The sequence below is a fragment of the Legionella stuttgartensis genome, from assembly GCF_977063405.2.
Genome location: NZ_CDRUHA020000044.1, coordinates 103620 through 125636 on the forward strand (window position 1 = coordinate 103620; position 22017 = coordinate 125636).

Here is a 22017-nt window from a genome sequence, read left to right on the forward strand (position 1 = left end):
AGTTTCCGGGAAACCATTCTTTTAACCACGTTCTATGACTGATAACTTTACAAGTTCCTCTTGAGCTAAAATGCCAGATAAATTTAATAAAATGATTAAACGATTTTCATAAACAACAATTCCACCCACATATTTTTCATGAATATTTACAATACTGGATGGATTTTGATTAATATCTGCACTATTTACCCGCAAAACCTCTACCACTTCATCAACAATGAGACCAAAAATTCCACTTTTTTGTTTTGTTATAATAATATGCTTCGGATTTTCGTTATTGAGACTGGGAAGAGAAAAAAGTGTTTTAATATCAATAATAGCGACAATATCACCACGTACATTGATCAAACCGCGCATAAAATAAGGAGAGTCAGGAAGAGGAGTGATAGGGACCACCTTAATAATTTCTTGTGCGTCACTGATTGGTATACAAAATTCTTCATTCCCGGCTCGGAATACTATAAGTTGCACTACCTGCTGTTCTTTTGATTGAAGTATTAATGGTGATTTATTCGGCATTATTCACTCCTGAGTAGTGCTTCAGAAGCCATATATGCTACTTTGAATCGTTTCAAAGCTGTTCTTAACTCATCAGAAAGAACTGATAAATTCGAAGCGGACACAGACATTTGTTGCATACTGGCTGTTTGTTGCTGAATTGACGAGGACATCTGCTCTGCACCAACTGCAGCTTGTTCTGAAGTTGCCGATATTTCTTCTGTTGTTTTTGCAACCGCTAGGGCTGCCTTGGCCTGTTCTGATGTAGCCGTAGAAATTTCTTGCGCTTTAACTGTGATTTCTTGAGTACCTGAACTGATTTGGCTAAGAATCCTTAATGCTTCATTGACGATATCGATTGATTCCGTAACTTTTTGTGTACCAGTGGTCATGCCTTCAACCACCTGTGTCGTTGATTCAAGAATGGTATTAACCATTCCCTCAATTTGGACCGCAGCTTTTTTAGTACCTTCCGCAAGTTTTCTAATTTCATCAGCCACAACAGCAAATCCTCGACCCGCTTCCCCTGCACGCGCCGCTTCTATTGCCGCATTTAATGCGAGAAGGTTCGTTTGATCGGCAATACCTTTTGTCGTACCGACGATAACCCCAATTTCTTTGGCACGTTTATCTAGATCTTTTACCGTATCGGTATTCGATTTCACAATATCATCAATGGACTTCAGCCTTGTAGCCGCCTGTTTTCCTGCATCGGTTCCCCTGCTTGCAAGTTTTGCTGCTTCTTGGGTTACTTCCGCTGCAGTACGTGAATTGGTAGCCCCTTGTTGAATGGATTTAGAAAGTTCCGTTACGATTCGCGTACTCGATTCTAGTTTTTTCGCCTGTTCTTTCGCCCCAACAGCTATTTGTTGTGTGGTGCTCGCCGCTTGTTGTAAAGTCGTACTGACTTGCTTGGAAATATCCGCTAACTGTACTGACGCGCTTGAAACTTTGGTAGAGCTGTCCATAGCAAAACGAATCAACGCACCTAAATCATCAAAAGACTTATTCAGTGCATCGGATAAGGTTCTAATATCACCTTGAGTTTCAATACTGACTCGTTGCGACACATCTCCCATGGAAAGTGCCACCGCAAGACGAATAACCTCTTGCACCGGTGTAGCAATTGAATTAAGAAGGTTATTTAATTTATCTACGATATCTTTCCAACTGCCTCCCACACCCTCAACATTCGCGCGCTCATTTAATCGGCCTTCTTTACCCGCTACTTGAGCAACACGAGATACTTCGCTTGCTAAGCGATTGAGGTCATCCACCATTTTATTAATGGTTTCTTTTAGAAGTAATACTTCCCCTTTGGCTTCAACAGTAATTTTTTGCGTCAAATCCCCTGCGCTAATTGCAATAGCAACTTTTGAAATATTACGCACTTGATCAGTTAGGTTAGATGCCATCGCATTAACGTTCGCGGTTAACTCTTTCCACGTTCCCCCTACTTCTGGAACTGATGCCTGACCACCTAATTTTCCTTCGGTACCCACTTCTTTAGCAACTCGGGTTACTTCAGCGGCAAAAAGATTTAAGTTATCAACCATCTTGTTCAGTGTTTCTTTAAGCTGAAGAATTTCGCCGCTTACCTCAACAGTGATTTTTTGATTAAGATCTCCATCAGCAACTGCCGTTGCGACTTGAGCAATATTACGCACTTGGCTTGTTAAATTTGCTGCCATTGCATTCACGTTATCGGTTAATTCTTTCCATGTTCCAGTCACCCCCGGAACCTGTGCCTGTCCACCTAATTTACCTTCAGTACCCACTTCTTTCGCGACTCGTGTCACCTCGCCTGAAAAGGATCGTAAGTTATCCACCATGTCGTTAATGGTATTTTTTAACTCTGATACTTCACCTTTTACTTCAACGGTAATTTTTTGATTAAGATTGCCGCTTGCTACAGCTGTCGTAACTTGGGCAATATTGCGCACTTGGCTCGTTAAATTTGCAGCCATTGCATTCACATTATCGGTTAATTCTTTCCATGTACCTGTCACATTAGGCACTTGCGCCTGACCACCTAATTTTCCTTCGGTACCTACTTCTTTTGCAACACGGGTTACTTCTGAGGCAAATATCGTTAAGCTATCGACCATCTTGTTAATGGTTTCTTTGAGCTGCAATACCTCTCCTTGGACTTCTACAGTAATCTTCTGATTCAAATCACCTTTTGCAACTGCTGTAGCAACTTGGGCAATATTACGTACTTGACTTGTTAAATTAGCCGCCATCGCATTAACGTTATCCGTTAATTCTTTCCAGGTACCTGTAACACCTGGCACTTGTGCTTGACCACCAAGTTTTCCTTCCGTACCCACTTCCTTCGCCACCCGTGTTACTTCTGAAGCAAAGATGGTTAGACTATCCACCATTTTATTAAGTGTTTCTTTAAGCTGCAGCATTTCTCCTTGAACTTCCACCGTTATCTTTTGATTAAGATCACCTTTCGCAACAGCAGTCGCAACCTGGGCAATATTGCGCACTTGGTTCGTTAAATTAGCAGCCATCGCGTTGACATTATCGGTTAACTCTTTCCAGGTGCCTGTAAGACCAGGAACCTGTGCTTGACCACCTAATTTACCTTCAGTACCCACCTCTTTCGCAACCCGAGTTACTTCACCAGAGAATGATCTCAAATTATCGACCATTTTGTTGATCGTATTTTTCAACTCCAACACTTCGCCTTTTACTTCAACCGTGATCTTTTGATTGAGGTCCCCGCTGGCAACCGCAGTAGTTACTTGTGCGATATTACGCACTTGGCTGGTTAAATTTGCAGCCATCGCATTGACGTTATCGGTTAATTCTTTCCAGGTACCTGTAACACCAGGAACCTGCGCTTGACCACCTAATTTGCCCTCGGTACCGACTTCACGGGCAACACGAGTCACTTCTGAAGTAAAGCTACTTAATCCTTCCATCATACTATTATAAGAATCAGCTATTTCCCCAAAAATATCATATTGATCTTTTTTTAGTCGCTTGGACAAATCACCTCGTCTCACAGACTCAATCGCCTCGAGAATATCGCGCAATCGACTCTCCATTAAGGTCTTACTTTTGGGAAGATCGAACGGTCGTTCATTCATCTCAACTTCTTGCCTTTCTTTTTGCCGCGACATTCTTAATTCCATTTAAGAGATAATATGATAAATATAGTAACAAAATGTTTTTTTTACAAAAAAATGAACTTTTCCGGGTTGAGAAAGAAAACCCGTTTATTTACGTCTATAATTAAAGAAATAGGATCTTTAAATATGGGAAATGGACAATAACTATCAGAGCTTGCGGGAAGCATTAGCCTCACAGAAAAAAATCAATAAACAACTGAGTGCTCGCATTCGTCAATTGGAACGTAGGGAAGATGAGTTAAAAAAAAAAATCAGGAACTGGAATCCTTTGCCTACATTGCTTCTCATGACTTAAAAGCACCATTACGAGCGATTGAAAAACTTTCAATTTGGATTGAGGAAGACAATAATCGTAAATTCGATGCCCAGTCAAAACTAAATTTTGCTTTATTGCGAAAACGTATTGCACGTATGAAAAATCTAATTGATGGCATATTGCTCTATTCACGAACGGGTCACACCGACCTATCTACCAGTTTAGTTGATACTAAAATTTTATTGGAAGAAATCCTCGATAGTCTTCAGCCAGATAATCAATTTAAAATCATTTTAAATGGCGATTTCCCTACTTTTTATACTCCCCGTCTTTCTCTAAGCCAGGTTTTATCCAATTTAATTAGTAACAGCATAAAACATCATAATCAGGCGACAGGAAATATAGAAATAGGTGTGCAAGAAACTGAACTTCATTTTTATAAATTTTACGTTGCAGATGATGGCCCTGGTATAGAGTCCATTTATTTTGATAAAATTTTTCAGATGTTTCAAACGTTAAAATCAAACAATGAATTAGAATCGTCCGGAATTGGTTTGAGTATCGTAAAAAAAATTGTGGAATCACAAAGAGGAACGATTGTGGTGCAATCAACCCTTGGAAAAGGGACAACGTTTTATTTTACTTGGCCAAAATATCCGCTTAACAATCCCCTTCAGGATCCGGAATAATAGTCATGACAGAGCTCCGAAGCCTACGATGATTAAAAAACTTACGTTGAATGCCCACTCGAAACAATTACCTTAGCTACTGCTGGATTTTAATGAATTCCAGTGGGTATGCACAGACTTATCCACAGAAAATGGGGATAAGTTATTGAGCAATGAAACAATATAAACCCTAGAAGTCTTATTAGATAAGGATCATTCAAAAATTACACCTGCTATAGGTAGCGTATAAAGTGAGTAGGTTGAAAGATATCCACAAGGGAAACATTGAGATACATCTAGAAAGATGGTCGACTATCATATCTAAAAAAATAATTTAAAAACAGTCTTGACGAGATAATTTTTAATTTTTTTCATTTCAGGAGCTTCTGACCTTTTTTGTCTGCAACACTAGATCAGTTTCTTATGGCTTATCTTCATTTAAAATTTCCAATAGATTCATAAGCATTCGATGTTCATTGTGAAAAAAAACAGAATCAGCTATCTTGGTGAACAAATAATAGAAATGAATCTACTGTCACACAGAAACCTAAATTTGAAAGTGATAACTTAGTTGACTCATTTGCAAAGGATTTCAATACCCCATTTATGGGGAGCGAGGAGGGAATATTTATGCTTAAACAAAAAATTACGGATTTTTTTTCACCATTTTTTTCCATACGTTCTTTTTTTATAATTTTTAGTTCAGTGATGATAACTTCGAATGCAGGCCATACAGAATCTGCTGCAATAAGTCACCAAGCGAAGCAACAATACTCAAATGGGTTTCATCCCTTTTTAACCCTCTCAGGTGGCGTAGCCGAAGCCAAGACAGGACATTCTCAAACCATAAATAGGGACGGTGATTTCACAACATACCAATATACGTCTAGACATTCACATTCAAATAGGATGTTATGGGGGGGAACAATTGGAAGTGAGGTTCTTGTTGATCCACAATGGGCTTTGCAGCTTGGTATAAGCTTTTATAGACCTAATAATTTTTCAGGCAGCGGTATCTTAATACAAGGTGTTGATGAGCAATCAGCTGATGAGTTCACATATCATTATAAAATAAAAAGCAGTCAACTTTTTTTTGAAGGGAAGTTACTGCGCTCTGTTAAAAATATTTTTCATCCCTATGTATCTCTAGGCCTTGGAGCGGCTTTCAATAAGACTTCAAATTATCAAACAAGTGTCCCACCTTTTTTAACCTTCACCCCAGAATTTGAGGATCATAAAACAACGAACTTTGCTTATAGTCTTGGCCTAGGCATCGATTTAGACCTATGTAAAAACTGGCGCTTAGGACTGGGGTATCGTTATGTCGGCTTAGGTGAAGCGAACTTGGGTGATGGAATACTTGATGGGATGACGTTCACTCAGACTTTAACGCTACCCCATCTTTATATGCAAGAGGGTATAGTACAAATAAGCTATTTAATTTAGGAACTAGGAACATGAAAAAAAACAAATGGATGTCCTCTTTATTTCTATTTATTAGTGCCACTTCGTTAAGCACTATGAGCTATGGAGTTGCCTATAATGTCGTACCCAAAGCGGGTACTATATTACCTACTCAACTGGTTTTAGGAACTACAGCAACAGCATTGTACACAGTAACTAATAATACTCGCCGTACTCTTCCCGCTGGATTTGTTAAATATTTGCCACCTAACGTGAGCCAAGTACCAGCGGATGCAAATTATCCTGATTTATGTGGCGCAAAATTTACTTTATTACCCGGTGCTAGCTGCACATTAGAACTTACTGTTTCTGGGGCTGTTAATCCACAGGATCCGGATCCTCATCATCATCTTTTTGTTTGTAGTCCAAATGTTCCAGCCTGTGCGGGAACAAATGAACCCTTGAATGTAAAGGCATTAAAACCTACAGTAAAAGGTGTAGTGCAATCTGGCAATGTTTCTGCAACGCCCCTCGTGAATGCAAGTGTTACAATATACAGAGCTAACTCGACCTCCTCCATACCTATTGGTAACGCAACAACCAATAATTCTGGACAATTTTATATGTACATTCCTCCTGAACAAATACCTAAAGCAGCCTCATTTTATGCAGTCGCGCGCCAGGGAAACAATACAAAACTTGTGACAATAATAGGCGAACGGCTTCTTCCAGTGATTACGATTAACGAATTGACGACCGTAGGTGCAGCTTTTTCGATGGCGCAGTTTTTTTACAATGGACAAATTAAGGGTACGTCATTAGGTTTAAAAATTGCTTCAGGCATGAATGATAATTTAGTTTCACCAGTTCAAGGTACCTTATCAAATGTGATTACAACATCACCAAATGCGAATCAAACGAATACAATGCGGTCCCTTAATAATTTATCTAATTTAATTGCCTCTTGTGTACGCAATTCCCAAGGTGCTTGTACTTCTCTTTTTACATTAACAACAATCAATGGTTTTGCACCCACTAATACCTTGGATGCGTTGTTAAATATCGCGCATAATCCAGCGAATAATGTCTTAGGTATTTACATCCAATCGAATAAATTTTCGCTTTATCAGCCTTCTCTAAAAAATAAACCCGATGCTTGGACTTTAGCTGTAAAGTTTAATAATTCAGGCAGTTTAACCGCTCTTTTTGGTGGACCCGCTAAAACCGTTTTTGATAAGAACGGTTATGCTTGGATCACTAATAATGTGATTCAAGGTACTCCCAACTCATCGAATTGGCTTATCGTTTTAAAGCCGAATGGTCAACCTGCGGATGGAGCGAATGGCACCCCAACATCTCCCCTATTTGGCGGCGGTCTTTTAGGTAATGCTTTTGGGATTACTATTGATACTAGAGGATCGATATGGACAGGAAATTTTGGATGGGGAAGTTGCGATACATGTTTGCCTCCAGGAGGTGAAGGTAGTGTTTCTCAGTTTTCGCCAACGGGAATTCCGATTTCAGGTCCTCTTGGCTACATTTCATCTTTATATAGGACTCAAGGTACCATTTCCGATCCAGATAACAATATTTGGATGGCCAGTTATGGCAATGATAGGATTGTCGTTTACTTAAACGGAGATCCAAATTCTGCAATTTATTATCAAGAACCTGCAAATAGTGGACCTTTTGATATAGCCATTGCTAAAGATGGATCTGCGTGGGTGAGTAACAGTAAAACCACAACTGGCCATACAGGTTCCATAATTAATAAATATGTGATTTCTGGAACAAAACTCATCAAAACATTGGAAGTTGAGTTACCGGCTGGTAGCTCGACACGAGAAATTTCTCTGGACTCACACGGTAATGCATGGGTGGCCTCTACAGGAGACTCCACAATCTATAAAATTGCTCCGAATAAAAATGTTGTTGCCTATAATAATCGAGGAGGTATATCTGGCCCATGGGGAGTTACTGTTGATGGTGATAATAATATTTGGGTCGCTAATTTTGAGGGCAATGGCTTACCTCCAAAATATTCAATTTCTAAGCTTTGCGGTGTTAACACAGCCAAGTGTCCGGTGGGTCTAAATACAGGGGACGCAATATCTCCCTCTACTGGATATACCTTACCTAGTGCCGGGAGCCAAGTATTGCTGGCAGACGGGACCCCGCTTAATGGCGCGGGCGGACCTCCCAGTTTTAATCCTTTAATGCGTCTTACCCATGCAATTTCAGATCAAGCAGGAAACATTTGGGCTGCAAATAATTGGAAACCTCTTCCTTATAGTAATAATTACTTTAATCCTGGTGGTGATGGGATGGTGGTATTCATAGGGATTGCTGCACCTCCCAGGTAAGACAAAGATCAGCGGGGTTTTCTAACCCCGTGTATTGAGCTTTTACAAATGGAAATGGACTTAAAGATTAATTATACGAACTATCAAGATCCAGGATAATTTGTACTCAGTCGGCAGACTTGATCATCTTCAACTTCTTCACCTTCAGCCTCAATCTTTTTTGCTCGTTCGATTTCTTTATTTAGGGTCTGCTCCATTCGGTCATAGGCTTGCTGAGTTCCTGTTTTAAATTTAAACCCAAGCATTTCAGCCAAACTGCTAAACATACTTTGACCTCTGCGCGTATCGAATAATTTTGTATTTTTTGCACGATGAACCATAATTTTCCCTAAGAGTTGGTTCAAAGATAATTCAGGCCCACCGCTTACCTCTAGATATAATTTTTTCAATTTCTTAAATTTTCGGCGTGTTACGTCTGATTCAGGCTCTTTTTTAGGTAGATCTTCAAGCTTTTTATATAATTCATCTAGTACTTTCGTTTGAGTAGAATTGACCTGAAAACAATTTGGTGGCTTGGGCAAAATATAAAATGTATTTGGGCTTAAGGTGTTTCCATTTAATAGTATTGTTTTGTAATCCAATCCAATGGTAAATAATCTAGAAACATTGGCAGGATAATGCAAGGTATAATTAAGGAGAGAACGTGCTGTTGTACGACAGGTATTAGAGCTATGAATTTCCTTTGACTCATCAATTATATTTTGGCGAACTCGCTTATCATCGTGAGTACTTTCCTTTTTATAAGTCCCAATCTCTTGATAATTGAATGTGATTGCTCCAGGAGCCTTTTCTTCCTCAGGAATATAACAATGTATCCCCTTTCTGAGTTTGTACACTCCCCGTTCTGGAAAGGACAGATTTTTATAATCCCCAACTGGATCTGCTCTATGTTTATAGAATTCCAATTGCTCCTTATGAATATCTCGTGTTATCTCTAAAAATTCCAAATATTGATTAAAGGAAATCGCATAAGCTTGATAACTAATTTCTGAAAAATAGATAGTACTCTCAAGCCCCTCATCAAGTAATACAGCATCTGAATGACTTCCAAGCATTTTTCCAAACAAGGTGCAATGCTGAACACAGCTAGTTCCAAAGCTTTTATCAATAATATTTCCCTTGCCTACCTTCGCTAAGAGCTTAGGTTTGCCATCCACCACGACACCTAACATTATAAAGCTATGAACATCGTGTTTCGCAATAGCTATAAAAAATTCACTTTCTGTATCAACCTTAATTGATTGATCAATTTGTGAATCAACAGTATTCTCAAGTGTCATAAATTACCTCTATGAGATCTTAATTTGACATTATAGGGCATTTCTTGGTCATTTAAAATATTATAAACATCTTCTGATTCTGGAAATGTTCTTTTACCTTAACTCTCGTCCAAGAAAAGCATCCGATCAAAACCGCTTGTCTTTCCAATTTTTCTATATAATGTTCCGTTAATAATTAAAATGTACAATTGTGTTCATTTTACTATTTTAAATATTTTCAATGACTAAAATTTCGACAGACGATGCTAACGAATCAATTACACTTATTAACCCGACAGCCTTAACTAAAGAACAGAGCATATTCCTAAAAGAATTCTTAGAGGGGGATAATCAACCCGAAGTATTTTTACCGGATAATATTTATATACATAAAGAAGTGCATTTTAAATTAACGCATGAGTTGAATTGGCGTCTAGGGAAAGATGATATCAGTGATTGTTTTGAGGTGATGAAAAATAGCCGCGCAGGTATCGGAAAATACGCTACAGTAGACAACATCGAAGGAAAGTTAATTTCTTTTAGTGAAGCACTTGAGTTTGTACCTGCCCATATAAAACCTCACAAAGAGCGGGTGAGGAAATTCATGTTCTTTAAACAAGATAAAGAAGAAGCACAATGGCGTGAGAGTATTGAAAAAGAATACAAACGAACAAAGCAAGCAGGACATTTAAATGTAAGAAAACCTGTGTTTTTTAGAGACAACTCGGAAAAACTTTGTGCCTATATATTCATTAGAAAAGCTCCGGGCACCACACTACATGATATTTTATATGGCAACTCTAAAATAGAACTCGATAACGCAACTCGTAAAACAATCTCTATTGCCATTCTTGACGCTTATATAGAACAAGTGGAAAACAGGGAATTGGTACATAATGATATTTCACTTAAAAATATAATGATTGATGTTTCTAACCCCAAGAAACCAATTGTCACATTTATTGATTATGCATTTGCTAAGAAAATATATAAAAATGATGCAGGTCCAAATATAAGAGGTACTCCTTTATATATGGCTCCGGAACGATTTGTAGGAGAAGGCACCAGCACAGCAAGTGATGTATTTGCTTTGGGACATATTCTTGGAGAACTTTTTGGAGGACAAAGAATCACACCTCCCCCGAGATGGGGATTAAAAGAAATATACCATTTAAATCAGAAAGGTACATTTGATAACGATCTTATTTTTCTTGATGAAGTAGAAAAAGATACCATCACTCATCATCTTTTACCTATGATATCGCCAAGTCCTGAGAATAGACCGACACCCGAGAAAATCAAAGAACTTCTTATGACTCAATATGAGTCATCTCATGGAACAATCATGAATACTTCAATACCTCCATTCTTTCACTGAGTTGGCATGTGCCCCAAAATTTAAAGAGGAGCGTTGAATATTAAATTTCGCACAACCCCGCCCACTTTTTAGGAGGGGCAGTTTCAAAAAAAATAACAAAGAGAGCTCTCTTTATTTTAAGGATTATTATACAATCTATGATGCTCTCTTTGATTCACTGTAAACTGGATTAAAATATGAGCAACAAAATATCACCGGGATAAAAAATGGATCCAGTCACGCACGCGGTTTTGGGAGCTGCCTGTTCTCAGTCAATTTTATACAAGAAAGACAAAAATAATGCCTGGATTGTTGGTGGTCTGGCAGCAATGGCACCTGATTTAGACGTATTAATTCAGCAATCAGACAACCCTATGCTCTTTTTTCTTTATCATCGTCACTTCTCACACTCTTTGCTTTTTATTCCCCTAGGTGCTTTGATTGTTACCTTAGCGTTGTTAGTTTTTAAACGCTTCCGAACCAATTGGAAACTTACTTTTTTAGCTGCATTGATTGGTTATGCAACCCATGGTTTGCTCGATGCATGTACCAATTATGGAACCGTCTTATTTTGGCCTTTTTCTACAACCCGAGTAAGTTGGGATATTGTTTCCATTATAGATCCCTTTGTAACGATCCCCTTATGTTTAGGGGTTGTTTGTACTGTTGTTTTTAATAAAAGAAAGCCTGTCATTTTTGCTTTAATATTTGTAAGCATATTTATGTTATTTAATGGATTTCAACATTATCGAGCAATGACAGCAGTTCAGGATGAACTTGCCAAGATGCGGATAAATACACAGAAAGTACGGGTATTTCCTCAATTAATGAGTTCAACTTCATGGAGAGGAATTGCTCTAACTTCAAATCGCTTATATATTATTAATGCGGAAACCCCACTATTTAAAGAGTCAAAGGCTCCCTTTGTAAAAAGTTACCCTTTTTTCTTATCGCAAAAGTTGCCCGATTATGTCAAAAATTCCTCTTCTTTATTTAGGGATTTTACTATTTTCAAATGGTTTACTGATAATTTTTTAATTATAGTCAATACTAAACCGCTCGTACTCACAGATGGTCGGTTTTTAGATTACGAGGGGAAACTTTCATTGTGGAGTATTCAGTTTTTATCTACCCAACCGCATGTAGAAACGCTTTATTCTTTACGTATAGATAATTACAAACACAATTCCTTATGAGACGACCCTCCTATAAAAAATAAATGTCCTATTTAATAATCTCTTAATTTGAGATCTATATAATTCGCTAAATTCATTACCTTCTGAAGTTTTCCCATGTTAAAAAAACTTGACTCGAACTTATCTAAACAAAATAATCTCCTATTTATTCCCTTTACTGCGAGTGAAAATAATTTTTCTCTATATATGAGAGCCTTGGACTGGAGATATAGTTTAAGAAATTCAGATGGAAAAAGTGATAAAATTCCCGGTATTGTGATGTATCGACATCACGATGAAAAAAAAGAAGATTACGAATATTTTGATCAAGCGCAATTTACTTTTACTAAGGAAAATTTGGGAGATCAAGCAAAAATTTATATTCTTGCTGATGGTACTGGGGATCCTGAGCATGTGGTTAATATCAATCAAGCCTATTATCAATATCTTTCGCAAGAACCTTATGAATTATCCATCCATTCAGTAGCCTGGCGCTTAAAACAATGCGGCCTTACATCTAAATTAGCTCAGAATGTAGAAGCAATTAATTTATTTATTTGCGATGAGAATAATACCAATAAACAATTAGCCGTTTATTTTGCGCAAGGCTTAGGTGAGCATTATAAAGGCACAACCATTAACTATTACTCAGCAGTAGTCTATATACCTGCTTTAATATCATTAAATGGAGTTGACTACGAAACAAAAAAAATGGCGCAATTCTACCAGAACACAGTGAGTAAAATTGGTTATGCTCATGAGCATAAGCATGCTCTAAAAATTAGCGATGCCTTGATGCAGCAAGGCTCCTCAAATGCTAGTGATTCCCTACAATCAAAAGCTCGAGCATTACCCACCTTTAAAGAAATAATAGCTGCGGGTACTGTAAATATTACAGAAATTTTTGATTCTGAGGATACAGAGCAGAGTGTGGCACAAATAACTCCATTCGTTGTTTTCCCAGATGAAGAAACAGATGTTGACTATGATGCTGAAGAAGTTCTACCCCAAATTCAAACTCAAAGTACTGCGCTCATCGTATGGCAAGATAGGAGTATGTTTTCATTTTTTAAATATATTCAAAAGGTCGATAAACAAAATAATGAAGCATTACAAAATGAGTTCGCTCTCTTGAAATTATAAACAAACCCTAACTAAAGCGAGTTTGAGGTTGACTATATTTTACAAGCATTTACTATCTTCTAATCTGTATGAACAATTCATTATCCGCTACACCCAAGTGAAGATGGATTGTTATACACCTTAATAACTATTACATTTATTATTCTATAAAACTTATGTTTCATATTGCCTTATACCAACCTGAAATTCCTCCAAATACAGGAAACATCATTCGCCTGTGTGCAAATACTGGAGCTAAATTGCATTTAATTCACCCTCTTGGGTTTTCATTACAAGAAAAAGCATTAAGACGTGCGGGACTTGACTATCACGAATGGGCTTCCATTGCCCAATATGAAAATTGGGAAGAGTTTATTCAACAACATCAGCAAAGAACAATTTATACCTTCAGTGCTCGAGCTCAGAAGTGTTACTCGAAAATACAATATACCCCAGAAGATATGTTTTTATTCGGACCAGAATCCAATGGCTTACCTAAAGAAGTTTTACAGCAATACACCTCCCTCTCTATTCCGATGCGCGAGAATAATCGAAGTTTAAATCTTTCAAATGCGGTTTCGGTCATTTTATATGAAGCGTGGCGGCAATTAGATTTTACTTGATATGCAACAAATGCATTTATAAAAAATAACCAATACTTGTAATTGGCTTGCCAAGGTTATTTTAATTGAACGCATATTCTATAAATTGAAATTATATTCATTTCTTGTTGACAATAAAATAAATGATCTATATATTCATTTAATGAATAAATATCGGATTCAGATTCATATGGGTCAATTTTTAAAGCTCGTAATACTCGTAATAACCATTCTCTTATCTTCATGTAATACAAAAGAAAAAGAGAGTTCCCTTCATTTCGCCACCACAGCAGAGTATCCACCATTTGAATATAGCGATCACGGTAATATAAAAGGATTTGATATTGATTTAGCAAAACTAATCGCTAAGGAACTTGGCAAAAACGCTGTTTTTGACAATATGCAATTCAGCGCGGTTCTCCCAGCTATAAGCTCTGGGCAAGATGATATTGCCATAGCTACAATCTCAATTACTGAACCTAGAAAAATCAATTTTGATTTCTCTGAACCGTACTACTTTGAAGGTATGGCTGCGGTGTATCATTCCAACCAGCCCGTTACAATACCCAACCAACTCAAAGGAAAGAAAGTAGCAGTACAACTCGGAAGTGTTATGGAGATTTGGATGCGTGAAAATTATCCTCAAGCCGAACTAACTGTCCTTGATAATAACAACCAAGCTGTTGAAGCATTAATTTCAGGTCTAGTTGATGTCGTTTTAATGGATGGAACCCAGGGCAAGATCTACTGTAAAAAACATACGGCTCTCTCTCATTCTGTCATTGCCAAAGCAGATCATGGATATGCATTAGTCGTCAAAAAGGGCTCACCTTTAACGATAAAAATTAACAAAGCATTACAAAAGCTTAAAGAAAATGGAGAAATTCAAAAGCTGGAAAATATATGGTTAAAGGACTCATTATGAATGAATTAATGGAGGCTAACATGTCCCTTACTATCCCAGAAAATCACAATCAGAGTGCAGAAAACTCTTCTCAGTCGATTAGTGAAGTAACAACGAATACGTTTGTTATTAATCTACAACAAGCAATATTTGATCTTGAGTCAAGTAACTATCCAACATCTGAATCAGCAGACTTAACCAATTCAACTGCCTCTAAAAAACCCAAGCATCTGCTGACAGGAACTGAATTAAGTACAAAGGAATTAATGCAGATTTTGGAGAACGCTAAAGCGCTTAAACAATCCCCCTCCTTTTACCATCAGGCTCTAGCCAGTAAAAGCCTTGCTATGATTTTTGAGAAGCCTTCTTTTCGAACCCGATTAAGTTTTGCAATGGCAATTCAAAGTATGGGGGGAATAGCCATTGAAAGCGTGGGTAATACCAGAAAACAAGAAACTCCTGCAGATATGGCAAGAGTTCTAAACGGTTACGCTGATTTTATTATGGTAAGAACTCATGCGGATGAACAGTTACAAGAAATGGCTACCTATGCAAAAGTACCTGTAATTAATGGTCTTTCGGCATTGCATCACCCCTGCCAGATTCTTGCCGATTTATTAAGCCTATGGGAGCAATTCGGCTCCTTTGATGGACTAACGGTAGCTTATATTGGTGATGGGAATAACATTCTCCATAGTTTAATGCTCCTTGCACCTCAATTAGGAATAACAATTAATTACTGCTGTCCTAAAACGCACCAACCGAATGATTCCATTGTCAAACAAGCACAAAACATTAGGAAAGGAATGATTCATGCTTTTTCTAAGCCGGAAGAAGCGGTAAAAAATGCCGATGCAGTTTATACAGACGTTTGGACCAGTATGGGGTTTGAGGGTCAAGAAAATGATCAAGCCTTTCAAGGATTTCAAGTAAATGAATCCTTAATGTCTTTTGCGAAGCCTGAGGCAGTATTTATGCATTGTATGCCCATGGAACGAGGAAAAGAAGTATCCGAGACTTTGCCAGACAGCCCTGCTTCGATAATTTTCACTCAAAGTGAAAACAGGATGCACGTACAAAAAGCCCTACTTCTATTTTTAAATTTATAAAATAATATATATGTGAGCCAGGTGATACGCTGGCTCATCGACTTATGTTCTAGACAAAAAATGGAATTGGCTGTCTCAAAATTCTTTGATAGAGATTAAATTATTTGTTTAGCCAAACTTTAACGTGGGGTGCACTTCTGTATAAGCCGGGATATTCTCTTGATCAATCGTTTTATCTTTAGAATAGATTGTTTCCAAGTTTCTTCGCTCTACTTTCCCCCCTTCTAAACTTACCAAATAAGCCGGCATGTTATATATATGTAACGTCACACTAATCCCTTCTCCCAAACCTTTTCTTCGCTTGAGCTGATGAACAAAAACTCCAGTTAAATCATCACGGTTGCAGTGGAACTGATAACGGTCAATACGATCCTCTAAAGCCGCGGTCAGTTCACTTGTGGGTCGATAGTATTTCTCAGATATTGGCCCTTCCAGAACCGTTACAGTGCCCTTATATTTATGGTCATGAATTGTGGTTTGCTGTCTTTTCGCAAATGCAAATGCCCAAATGGAAAAAGGATTTTTTTCATCGGAATGATCATAAATAAGATAGCGCCCAACACCATTTGGCTTCGCTGTGCTGGGATCAAAAGGCACATAAACGCTATGTTCTAATGCTAATGAGCCCTCTGCAAGTTGTTTAGGTAAAGAGATTGAAACGGTTTCATAAGTTACATCATCGAGTTCAGATATTGCTTTTATCACTTTTTTCTTATTTTTTTCTCTTATTTGATCAATTTTTGAAAACATGTCTCTTCCTTTAGTTCTGTGTATATTCAAATTGAACAACCACTCTTTTGAGCACATCATAATGATGTATTTCTATCTCTGATAACTAAATAGATAATGGCAAAAATCATCGCTATGATTAGTAACACATTGTAAAAAATTGTTGGATTCATGCCAACTATAAAGCACAAACAGAATGTGTCTACATTTAAACTGATTAGTGTAGGAAATTTTGCTAATATATACATAAAGTAGATTGATAATTTAGGAGAGAGCCAGAATGTCTAAAAAAATTCCAAAAAATTTTGGAAAATCGATTGACTGGACTGTTACTTCGGATAAAAAACAAATAAATTCCCTGAATAAAAATACCCGAACGATTGCCCAAGAGTTAGATAAGAATCCATTGCCAGATAAAAATGAGCTAAATCCAACAAAAAAACAATAACTTACCTCGTGTTATTTGGTAAAAAAAATAAAACTTGCATATTTTTTATAAAAATCTATCATAGTTAAAGCATGTTTTATTAAAAAAGGATTTTATAGATGATGATGTTTTTTAAAAGATTTGCTACTTCTGCTCCTCAGAAAGCACTAAAGAACAGCGCTGCTCCCAGCAGTTTTTTTAAAGAAATAAATTGGACCGTACTTAAGGAAAAAGGAACTAAGACAAAATTAAATGAATCTACTAAGGTAATTGTGGATGAGATAGAAAACTCCTCGTCCATTGATGCTCAAGGGCCCGTTCCAAAGATAAAGTAAGCCGACGAATAGAACCAGGTGTTCACAAGCTAAATTAGACTCTCAAGTCCAGGGTGGAATAATCCTCCCTGGCTTCACTAATTTTTCTTTAATCCAATTTATTTTATTATCAGTGGGCATTGATAGATTAAACTCTCTAACTCTTCAAAATGCTCTGGAGCACTAGATTTTAACGCAGCAAACTCCTCTTCATCTGGAACACTGAGTACACCATCTTGAACAGTTGCAACTATATTTTTTTCAAGGTTATTAATCGAAGTTGAACCAATGTCCTGACGCACAAATGCAATTTTAGCCGATCCAAATTTAGTTGGATCGATTACTCTTGCTATGCCAGCAGCAATTGAAATATCTGCATTTTCATAAAGTTCTTGTGCGGATGTTGCTTTACAATTAAGCTGACTTTGATTGATAAAATCCATATATTGTGGAAGATTTATTACATAGATTGTGTTTGTCTCACAATCGACGACCACAGCTGGCTTGTTATCTTCTGAATCAGACTCTTGATCTTGCTTGCGATTGAATTTTTTCTCAATTGCCATTTCATTATTTACAACACTAATAATTACTTTTTTAGACTGATTTTCTTGAACTACTAATGGAAAACGTTCACTGACACTACGATAAGAATTTAATACATATTCAGGAGGAGTAATAAAATCATTATTCGCCATACCTCTTTGAATTACACCATCCACTGCATTCTCTGGCTTTCTTGTCGAAACGGTTATCAAATAAGTTCCATCTTTTTTTAAGCCTATATCAAGCCACTTAGGCCAGATATTACACATTTCTTTGAATACATTTGGTACTTTCTTATTTTTATCCATACGACGCGTTAGAAATTCACCGCTCATATTATAAGTCACAACGGCTTCTGTATGCGTCAATGCACCAATATACTTTTTGTGAGCAGCTTGGACACATTCATCTGCATAAAAAATGGTTCGTTTTCTATCAACAGTAAGTAGAGCAAGTTCATCTAATGCATATCCTGTTTGCTGTTGCAATTGTACAGCAAAACCCTCTGTTGTAATTGATTTACCGCTACCAGGTCCTCCAGCCATCAAAACGGTGAACCGGTCAGGATAATGTGTAGGTGCTTTTTCTGGAACACCAATAAATGTATTTGCCTGTATTGCTGAGACTAAAGGTAAAGCCTCATATTTGCATTGTTTAAGAAGTAACTCAATTACGGACTCTGAAACAGTATATATTTGTTCATCAACTTCCTTTTTAAGTAATTCATCTGCTACTCGAATTATCGCCAATTCACTAATCCCAAGATCCGATGCATCAATAATTCCCTCTTTTCTTCGTTTTATGAGTTCTGCTTTCAAGTTACGATAATGCTTATGAATCTGCGGATGTTGTTGCTCCGTACCTGCATCATGTAACATCTTATATACCCAATCAAGATATTTCACTCGCTCAGAGGCCATGTTTATTTGAGGAATCACAGGAACAATATGTTTTGAGTGGAAATCACGGACAAACCGACCAAACTCCAAATTTTGAGGTGGTGTTTTGACTAATAAAGGAATTAAAGCTCCTGTTATTTGTAATGAGCGTCGCTCGCTTTCATACAGAATTAAATCGCCCATGGATGTACCACTATGCCCTTTGTAGTGTCCAAAACTTCTTAGCATTAACTTTAATTCTTCTGCCTTTTGTATCGAATTTTTTACTGCAGTAAATTCAACTGTTTTATCTTTGAAAATATCAGGAAATGCTTCTTTACCTGATTGGAGCACCCCCTCAATATCACAAGATCCTTCATTATATTTCTTCCAATTGTGTTGAGAATAATAACGAACAACATGTGTGTTGCCACCTAAATTTATAGTTTTCTTGGCTTTTGATTTAAAATATTTAGTTGCACTAGGGGCTAGTTTAGACAACATCATTAAACTCACTATTTAAAGTAATGTATATCCTGGATATTTATATTTTACACAATACAACTTAACTAAATATTAAGCATTGAGTTAAGTTGTCAAACACAGTAATAAAAAAACGAAAAAAATCTATGCCTTGCTGTTTATTTAGAGGTCGAAATTATTTATGAAACAACCTAAGAATGACGCTACTTATTTCCCCTAAAACAAGATAAGATAGGATAAAAACAAGGCTACAACCTTTTTACACTGAAAAGGATAAATCACATGGTAGTCATTTATTACCAAACTGATTCTCGCATACAGTCTAAAATTCTTAATGATGAGTCTAAAGATCTACTCCAAGAGGCACTTTGGATTGATTTACTGTGTCCGACAAAAGAAGAAGAACAAATAGTCGAAGCACAATTGAACATTGAAATACCGACTAAAGAAGAAGTTGAAGAAATCGAACCCTCCAGTAGATTGTATAGTGAAAATAATGTCTTATATATGACAGCAACAATGGTCGCTTTATCCGATTTACCTGAAGTTAAGACGGATGTGGTCACTTTTATACTTACTGAAAAATGCTTAATTACCTTGCGTTATGTCGAGTTGCATCCATTTAAATTATTTATTAAAAAATTATTACGCTCTAAAACTAAAGAGTACGATACACATGCTCTACTAATAGGATTATTAGATGCTGCAGTAGATAGGCTTGCTGATATTTTAGAAAAAATTAGCGATAAGTTTGATGAAATATCAAAAATTATTTTTCATCCCAAACAAAATAATCAGACACCTGAAACTAATTATAAACATATATTGCAATATATAGGTGCAAACGGTGACTTAAGCACTAAAGCCAGTGAAAGTTTAATATCATTTACTCGCTTAATCTCATACTTGGAACAAGTATATAGCTCTGATATCGCCAAAGAGATAATGACCCATCTCGTCATAATCCAAAAAGATATTAATGCGCTTCGAGAACATGCAAGCTTCCTGTCTACCAAATTCAGCTTTTTACTTGATGCTACTTTAGGCATGATTAATATAGAGCAGAATAATACAATTAAAATTTTCTCAGTTGCCGCTGTTATTTTCCTTCCACCAACCCTCATAGCAAGCGTCTATGGAATGAATTTTCATGATATGCCTGAGTTACGTTGGCATATAGGCTACCCTATTGCGATACTCATGATGATAATTTCTGCATGGTTACCCTTTAGGTATTTTAAAAAGAAAAAATGGTTATAAAGTTTAGTCTGTCTCTTAATAAACAATTATCTATATTTTTGCAATGCTTCAATTCGTTTTTCAAGCGGAGGATGGCTTGAGAAAAGAGCAAGCCAACTTCCGCGGCTCGATATTTTCATCGCATTAAAAGCTGGTGCACGATCATCGGTTGGTGTTTGATTCATGAGTTGTTGCAAACGTTGTAACGCCTTAATCATCTTGTCTCTACCAACATATTGCGCTGAACCTCTATCAGCTCGAAATTCGCGATAGCGAGAGAACCACATGACGATCATGGAGGCTAAAATTCCAAACAGTAATTCAAAAATAAGAGCTACTCCATAATAAACAAAACCACCTTGTACCTCTTCATCACTGTCTCTTCTAAAAAACTGCATCACGAAAAATGCAGCAATACGGGCAAAAAAGATTACAAAAGTGTTGACTACACCTTGAATCAAAGAGAGCGTTACCATATCACCATTCGCAACATGAGACATTTCATGCCCTAATACGGCTTGTACTTCATCTTCCTGCATCGCATTGAGTAATCCTGTTGAAACAGCAACAAGAGCATTGTTTTTATTCCATCCGGTTGCAAACGCATTCGGTTCGGGGCTATCGTAGATTCCGACATCTGGCATCCCAATGTTTCTTTTTTTGGCTAACTCTTGTACTTGATTTATTAGCCAAGATTCTGCTTCAGTCTTTGGTCTCTCAATTAATTGGACATTAAACGCACGAATCGCCATCCATTTAGAAATAAAAAGTGAAATCAATGATCCTGTGAAGCCCACAATCGCAGCATAGATTAATAGAACTTTATAATTTAAACCATATTGCGTCAGGTATGGGCTAATATTGAATAAACTTAGTATAAAAGAAATGACTAAGAGTATGGCTAAGTTCGTAGCAAGAAATAAAACAATTCTTTTAAACATAGTTTTTTCTCTAATTTGTTCTTCCTTATCTTAATTATAGAATGTTACATGATTTTAGGAGATTTATTTTTCTCCGTATGTACAAGTTATTGTTTTTCTAGGAAAAAAGAAATCATCATGCGATACTTGGAATAATCGAATTAAATGTGCCATATTAATAATCGGTTATATTTCATAAATTAAAGGGAGATTGTTTATGAATTATGTAGATGGATTTGTTGTTGCCGTGCCAAAAGCAAATAAAGAACAATATATTGCACAAGCAACTAAGGCAGGCAGAGTATTTAAAGAACATGGTGCCTTAAGACTAATCGAATGTTGGGGAGATGATGTACCTGAGGGAAAAATTACGTCTTTTCCTATGGCTGTGAAGTGCAAAGAAGATGAAATCGTTGTTTTTTCGTGGATTCTTTGGCCATCCAAGCAAGTTCGTGATGAAGGAATGAAAAAAGCCATGGACGATCCCCGATTAAAACCCGATAACAATCCAATGCCTTTTGATGGCAAGCGATTGATTTATGGGGGGTTTAATATGGTTGTTGATGTCTAATCTAAATTCAATAACATTAAAGTTATTGTGCCTTATCTGTTTTTGACCTA

General features: G+C 36.9%; 20 protein-coding genes. 14 read left to right on the forward strand and 6 right to left on the reverse strand.

The features are described 5' to 3' along the window. Window positions 1–21 precede the first annotated feature (21 nt). Together ACWTEW_RS11365 and ACWTEW_RS11370 are read right to left on the reverse strand one after the other, a co-directional pair. Complete coding sequence (locus tag ACWTEW_RS11365; protein ID WP_454781746.1) at window positions 22–519, reverse strand: chemotaxis protein CheW; 498 nt, start codon at window positions 517–519, stop codon at window positions 22–24. Continuing rightward, window positions 519–3632 (reverse strand): HAMP domain-containing protein, encoded by a 3114-nt coding sequence (locus ACWTEW_RS11370; RefSeq protein WP_454781747.1) that lies wholly within the window; start codon window positions 3630–3632, stop codon window positions 519–521. Before ACWTEW_RS11370 ends, ACWTEW_RS11365 begins: the two co-directional genes overlap by 1 nt. 142 nt (window positions 3633–3774) lie before the next feature. Between ACWTEW_RS11370 and ACWTEW_RS11375 the strand changes: the two genes are divergently transcribed. From ACWTEW_RS11375 to ACWTEW_RS11390, 4 genes are all read left to right on the forward strand, one after another. Then, the gene (locus ACWTEW_RS11375; RefSeq protein ID WP_454781748.1) at window positions 3775–3936 is read left to right on the forward strand and encodes a hypothetical protein; all 162 of its coding nucleotides are present in this window, start codon (window positions 3775–3777) and stop codon (window positions 3934–3936) included. A gap of 116 nt (window positions 3937–4052) precedes the next feature. Further along, window positions 4053–4586 (forward strand): sensor histidine kinase, encoded by a 534-nt coding sequence (locus ACWTEW_RS11380; protein WP_454781749.1) that lies wholly within the window; start codon window positions 4053–4055, stop codon window positions 4584–4586. A gap of 609 nt (window positions 4587–5195) precedes the next feature. Then, window positions 5196–6011, forward strand: a complete 816-nt coding sequence (locus ACWTEW_RS11385; protein WP_454781750.1) for an outer membrane protein — start codon at window positions 5196–5198, stop codon at window positions 6009–6011. An 11-nt stretch (window positions 6012–6022) separates the two neighbouring features. Beyond that, window positions 6023–8332, forward strand: coding sequence for a Vgb family protein (locus ACWTEW_RS11390; protein WP_454781751.1), 2310 nt, complete (start codon window positions 6023–6025; stop codon window positions 8330–8332). A gap of 83 nt (window positions 8333–8415) precedes the next feature. On the opposite strand, the gene ACWTEW_RS11395 is transcribed toward ACWTEW_RS11390, so the two are convergent. Continuing rightward, window positions 8416–9612, reverse strand: a complete 1197-nt coding sequence (locus tag ACWTEW_RS11395; protein WP_454781752.1) for a hypothetical protein — start codon at window positions 9610–9612, stop codon at window positions 8416–8418. Window positions 9613–9832: 220 nt separating this feature from the next. Here ACWTEW_RS11395 and ACWTEW_RS11400 point away from each other — a divergent pair, with 220 nt between their 5' ends. The 6 genes from ACWTEW_RS11400 to argF all read left to right on the forward strand — a co-directional run bounded on the left by ACWTEW_RS11400 (window position 9833) and on the right by argF (window position 15860). Next, window positions 9833–10969, forward strand: a complete 1137-nt coding sequence (locus ACWTEW_RS11400) for a protein kinase domain-containing protein (RefSeq protein WP_454781753.1) — start codon at window positions 9833–9835, stop codon at window positions 10967–10969. 206 nt (window positions 10970–11175) lie between these two features. Then, the gene (locus ACWTEW_RS11405; RefSeq protein WP_454781754.1) at window positions 11176–12144 is read left to right on the forward strand and encodes a metal-dependent hydrolase; all 969 of its coding nucleotides are present in this window, start codon (window positions 11176–11178) and stop codon (window positions 12142–12144) included. 96 nt (window positions 12145–12240) lie between these two features. Then, complete coding sequence (locus tag ACWTEW_RS11410) at window positions 12241–13266, forward strand: hypothetical protein (RefSeq protein WP_454781755.1); 1026 nt, start codon at window positions 12241–12243, stop codon at window positions 13264–13266. A gap of 155 nt (window positions 13267–13421) precedes the next feature. Further along, window positions 13422–13868 (forward strand): tRNA (cytidine(34)-2'-O)-methyltransferase, encoded by a 447-nt coding sequence (locus ACWTEW_RS11415; protein WP_454781756.1) that lies wholly within the window; start codon window positions 13422–13424, stop codon window positions 13866–13868. Window positions 13869–14037: 169 nt separating this feature from the next. Then, window positions 14038–14772: an ABC transporter substrate-binding protein gene (locus ACWTEW_RS11420; protein ID WP_454781757.1), complete on the forward strand. Its 735-nt coding sequence runs from the start codon at window positions 14038–14040 to the stop codon at window positions 14770–14772. A gap of 20 nt (window positions 14773–14792) precedes the next feature. Next, complete coding sequence (argF, locus tag ACWTEW_RS11425) at window positions 14793–15860, forward strand: ornithine carbamoyltransferase (RefSeq protein WP_454782059.1); 1068 nt, start codon at window positions 14793–14795, stop codon at window positions 15858–15860. Window positions 15861–15968: 108 nt separating this feature from the next. Here the strand turns inward: argF and ACWTEW_RS11430 are convergent, their stop codons facing one another. Next, a complete protein-coding gene (locus ACWTEW_RS11430) occupies window positions 15969–16610 on the reverse strand; it encodes a cupin domain-containing protein (RefSeq protein ID WP_454781758.1) in 642 nt (213 codons plus the stop codon). 259 nt (window positions 16611–16869) lie between these two features. Between ACWTEW_RS11430 and ACWTEW_RS11435 the strand changes: the two genes are divergently transcribed. Both ACWTEW_RS11435 and ACWTEW_RS11440 read left to right on the forward strand, forming a co-directional pair. Beyond that, window positions 16870–17037 carry a hypothetical protein gene (locus ACWTEW_RS11435; protein ID WP_454781759.1) on the forward strand — a complete coding sequence of 56 codons (168 nt, stop codon included), beginning with the start codon at window positions 16870–16872 and terminating at the stop codon, window positions 17035–17037. A 98-nt stretch (window positions 17038–17135) separates the two neighbouring features. Next, the gene (locus ACWTEW_RS11440; protein ID WP_454781760.1) at window positions 17136–17351 is read left to right on the forward strand and encodes a hypothetical protein; all 216 of its coding nucleotides are present in this window, start codon (window positions 17136–17138) and stop codon (window positions 17349–17351) included. A gap of 98 nt (window positions 17352–17449) precedes the next feature. On the opposite strand, the gene ACWTEW_RS11445 is transcribed toward ACWTEW_RS11440, so the two are convergent. Further along, window positions 17450–19261 carry a hypothetical protein gene (locus tag ACWTEW_RS11445; protein WP_454781761.1) on the reverse strand — a complete coding sequence of 604 codons (1812 nt, stop codon included), beginning with the start codon at window positions 19259–19261 and terminating at the stop codon, window positions 17450–17452. A gap of 258 nt (window positions 19262–19519) precedes the next feature. Between ACWTEW_RS11445 and ACWTEW_RS11450 the strand changes: the two genes are divergently transcribed. Further along, window positions 19520–20497 (forward strand): magnesium transporter CorA family protein, encoded by a 978-nt coding sequence (locus ACWTEW_RS11450; protein WP_454781762.1) that lies wholly within the window; start codon window positions 19520–19522, stop codon window positions 20495–20497. 26 nt (window positions 20498–20523) lie between these two features. On the opposite strand, the gene htpX is transcribed toward ACWTEW_RS11450, so the two are convergent. Next, complete coding sequence (gene htpX, locus ACWTEW_RS11455) at window positions 20524–21417, reverse strand: protease HtpX (protein ID WP_454781763.1); 894 nt, start codon at window positions 21415–21417, stop codon at window positions 20524–20526. A 196-nt stretch (window positions 21418–21613) separates the two neighbouring features. On the opposite strand from htpX, the gene ACWTEW_RS11460 reads away from it, so the two are divergent. Further along, window positions 21614–21967, forward strand: a complete 354-nt coding sequence (locus ACWTEW_RS11460; protein WP_454781764.1) for a DUF1428 domain-containing protein — start codon at window positions 21614–21616, stop codon at window positions 21965–21967. Window positions 21968–22017 lie beyond the last annotated feature (50 nt).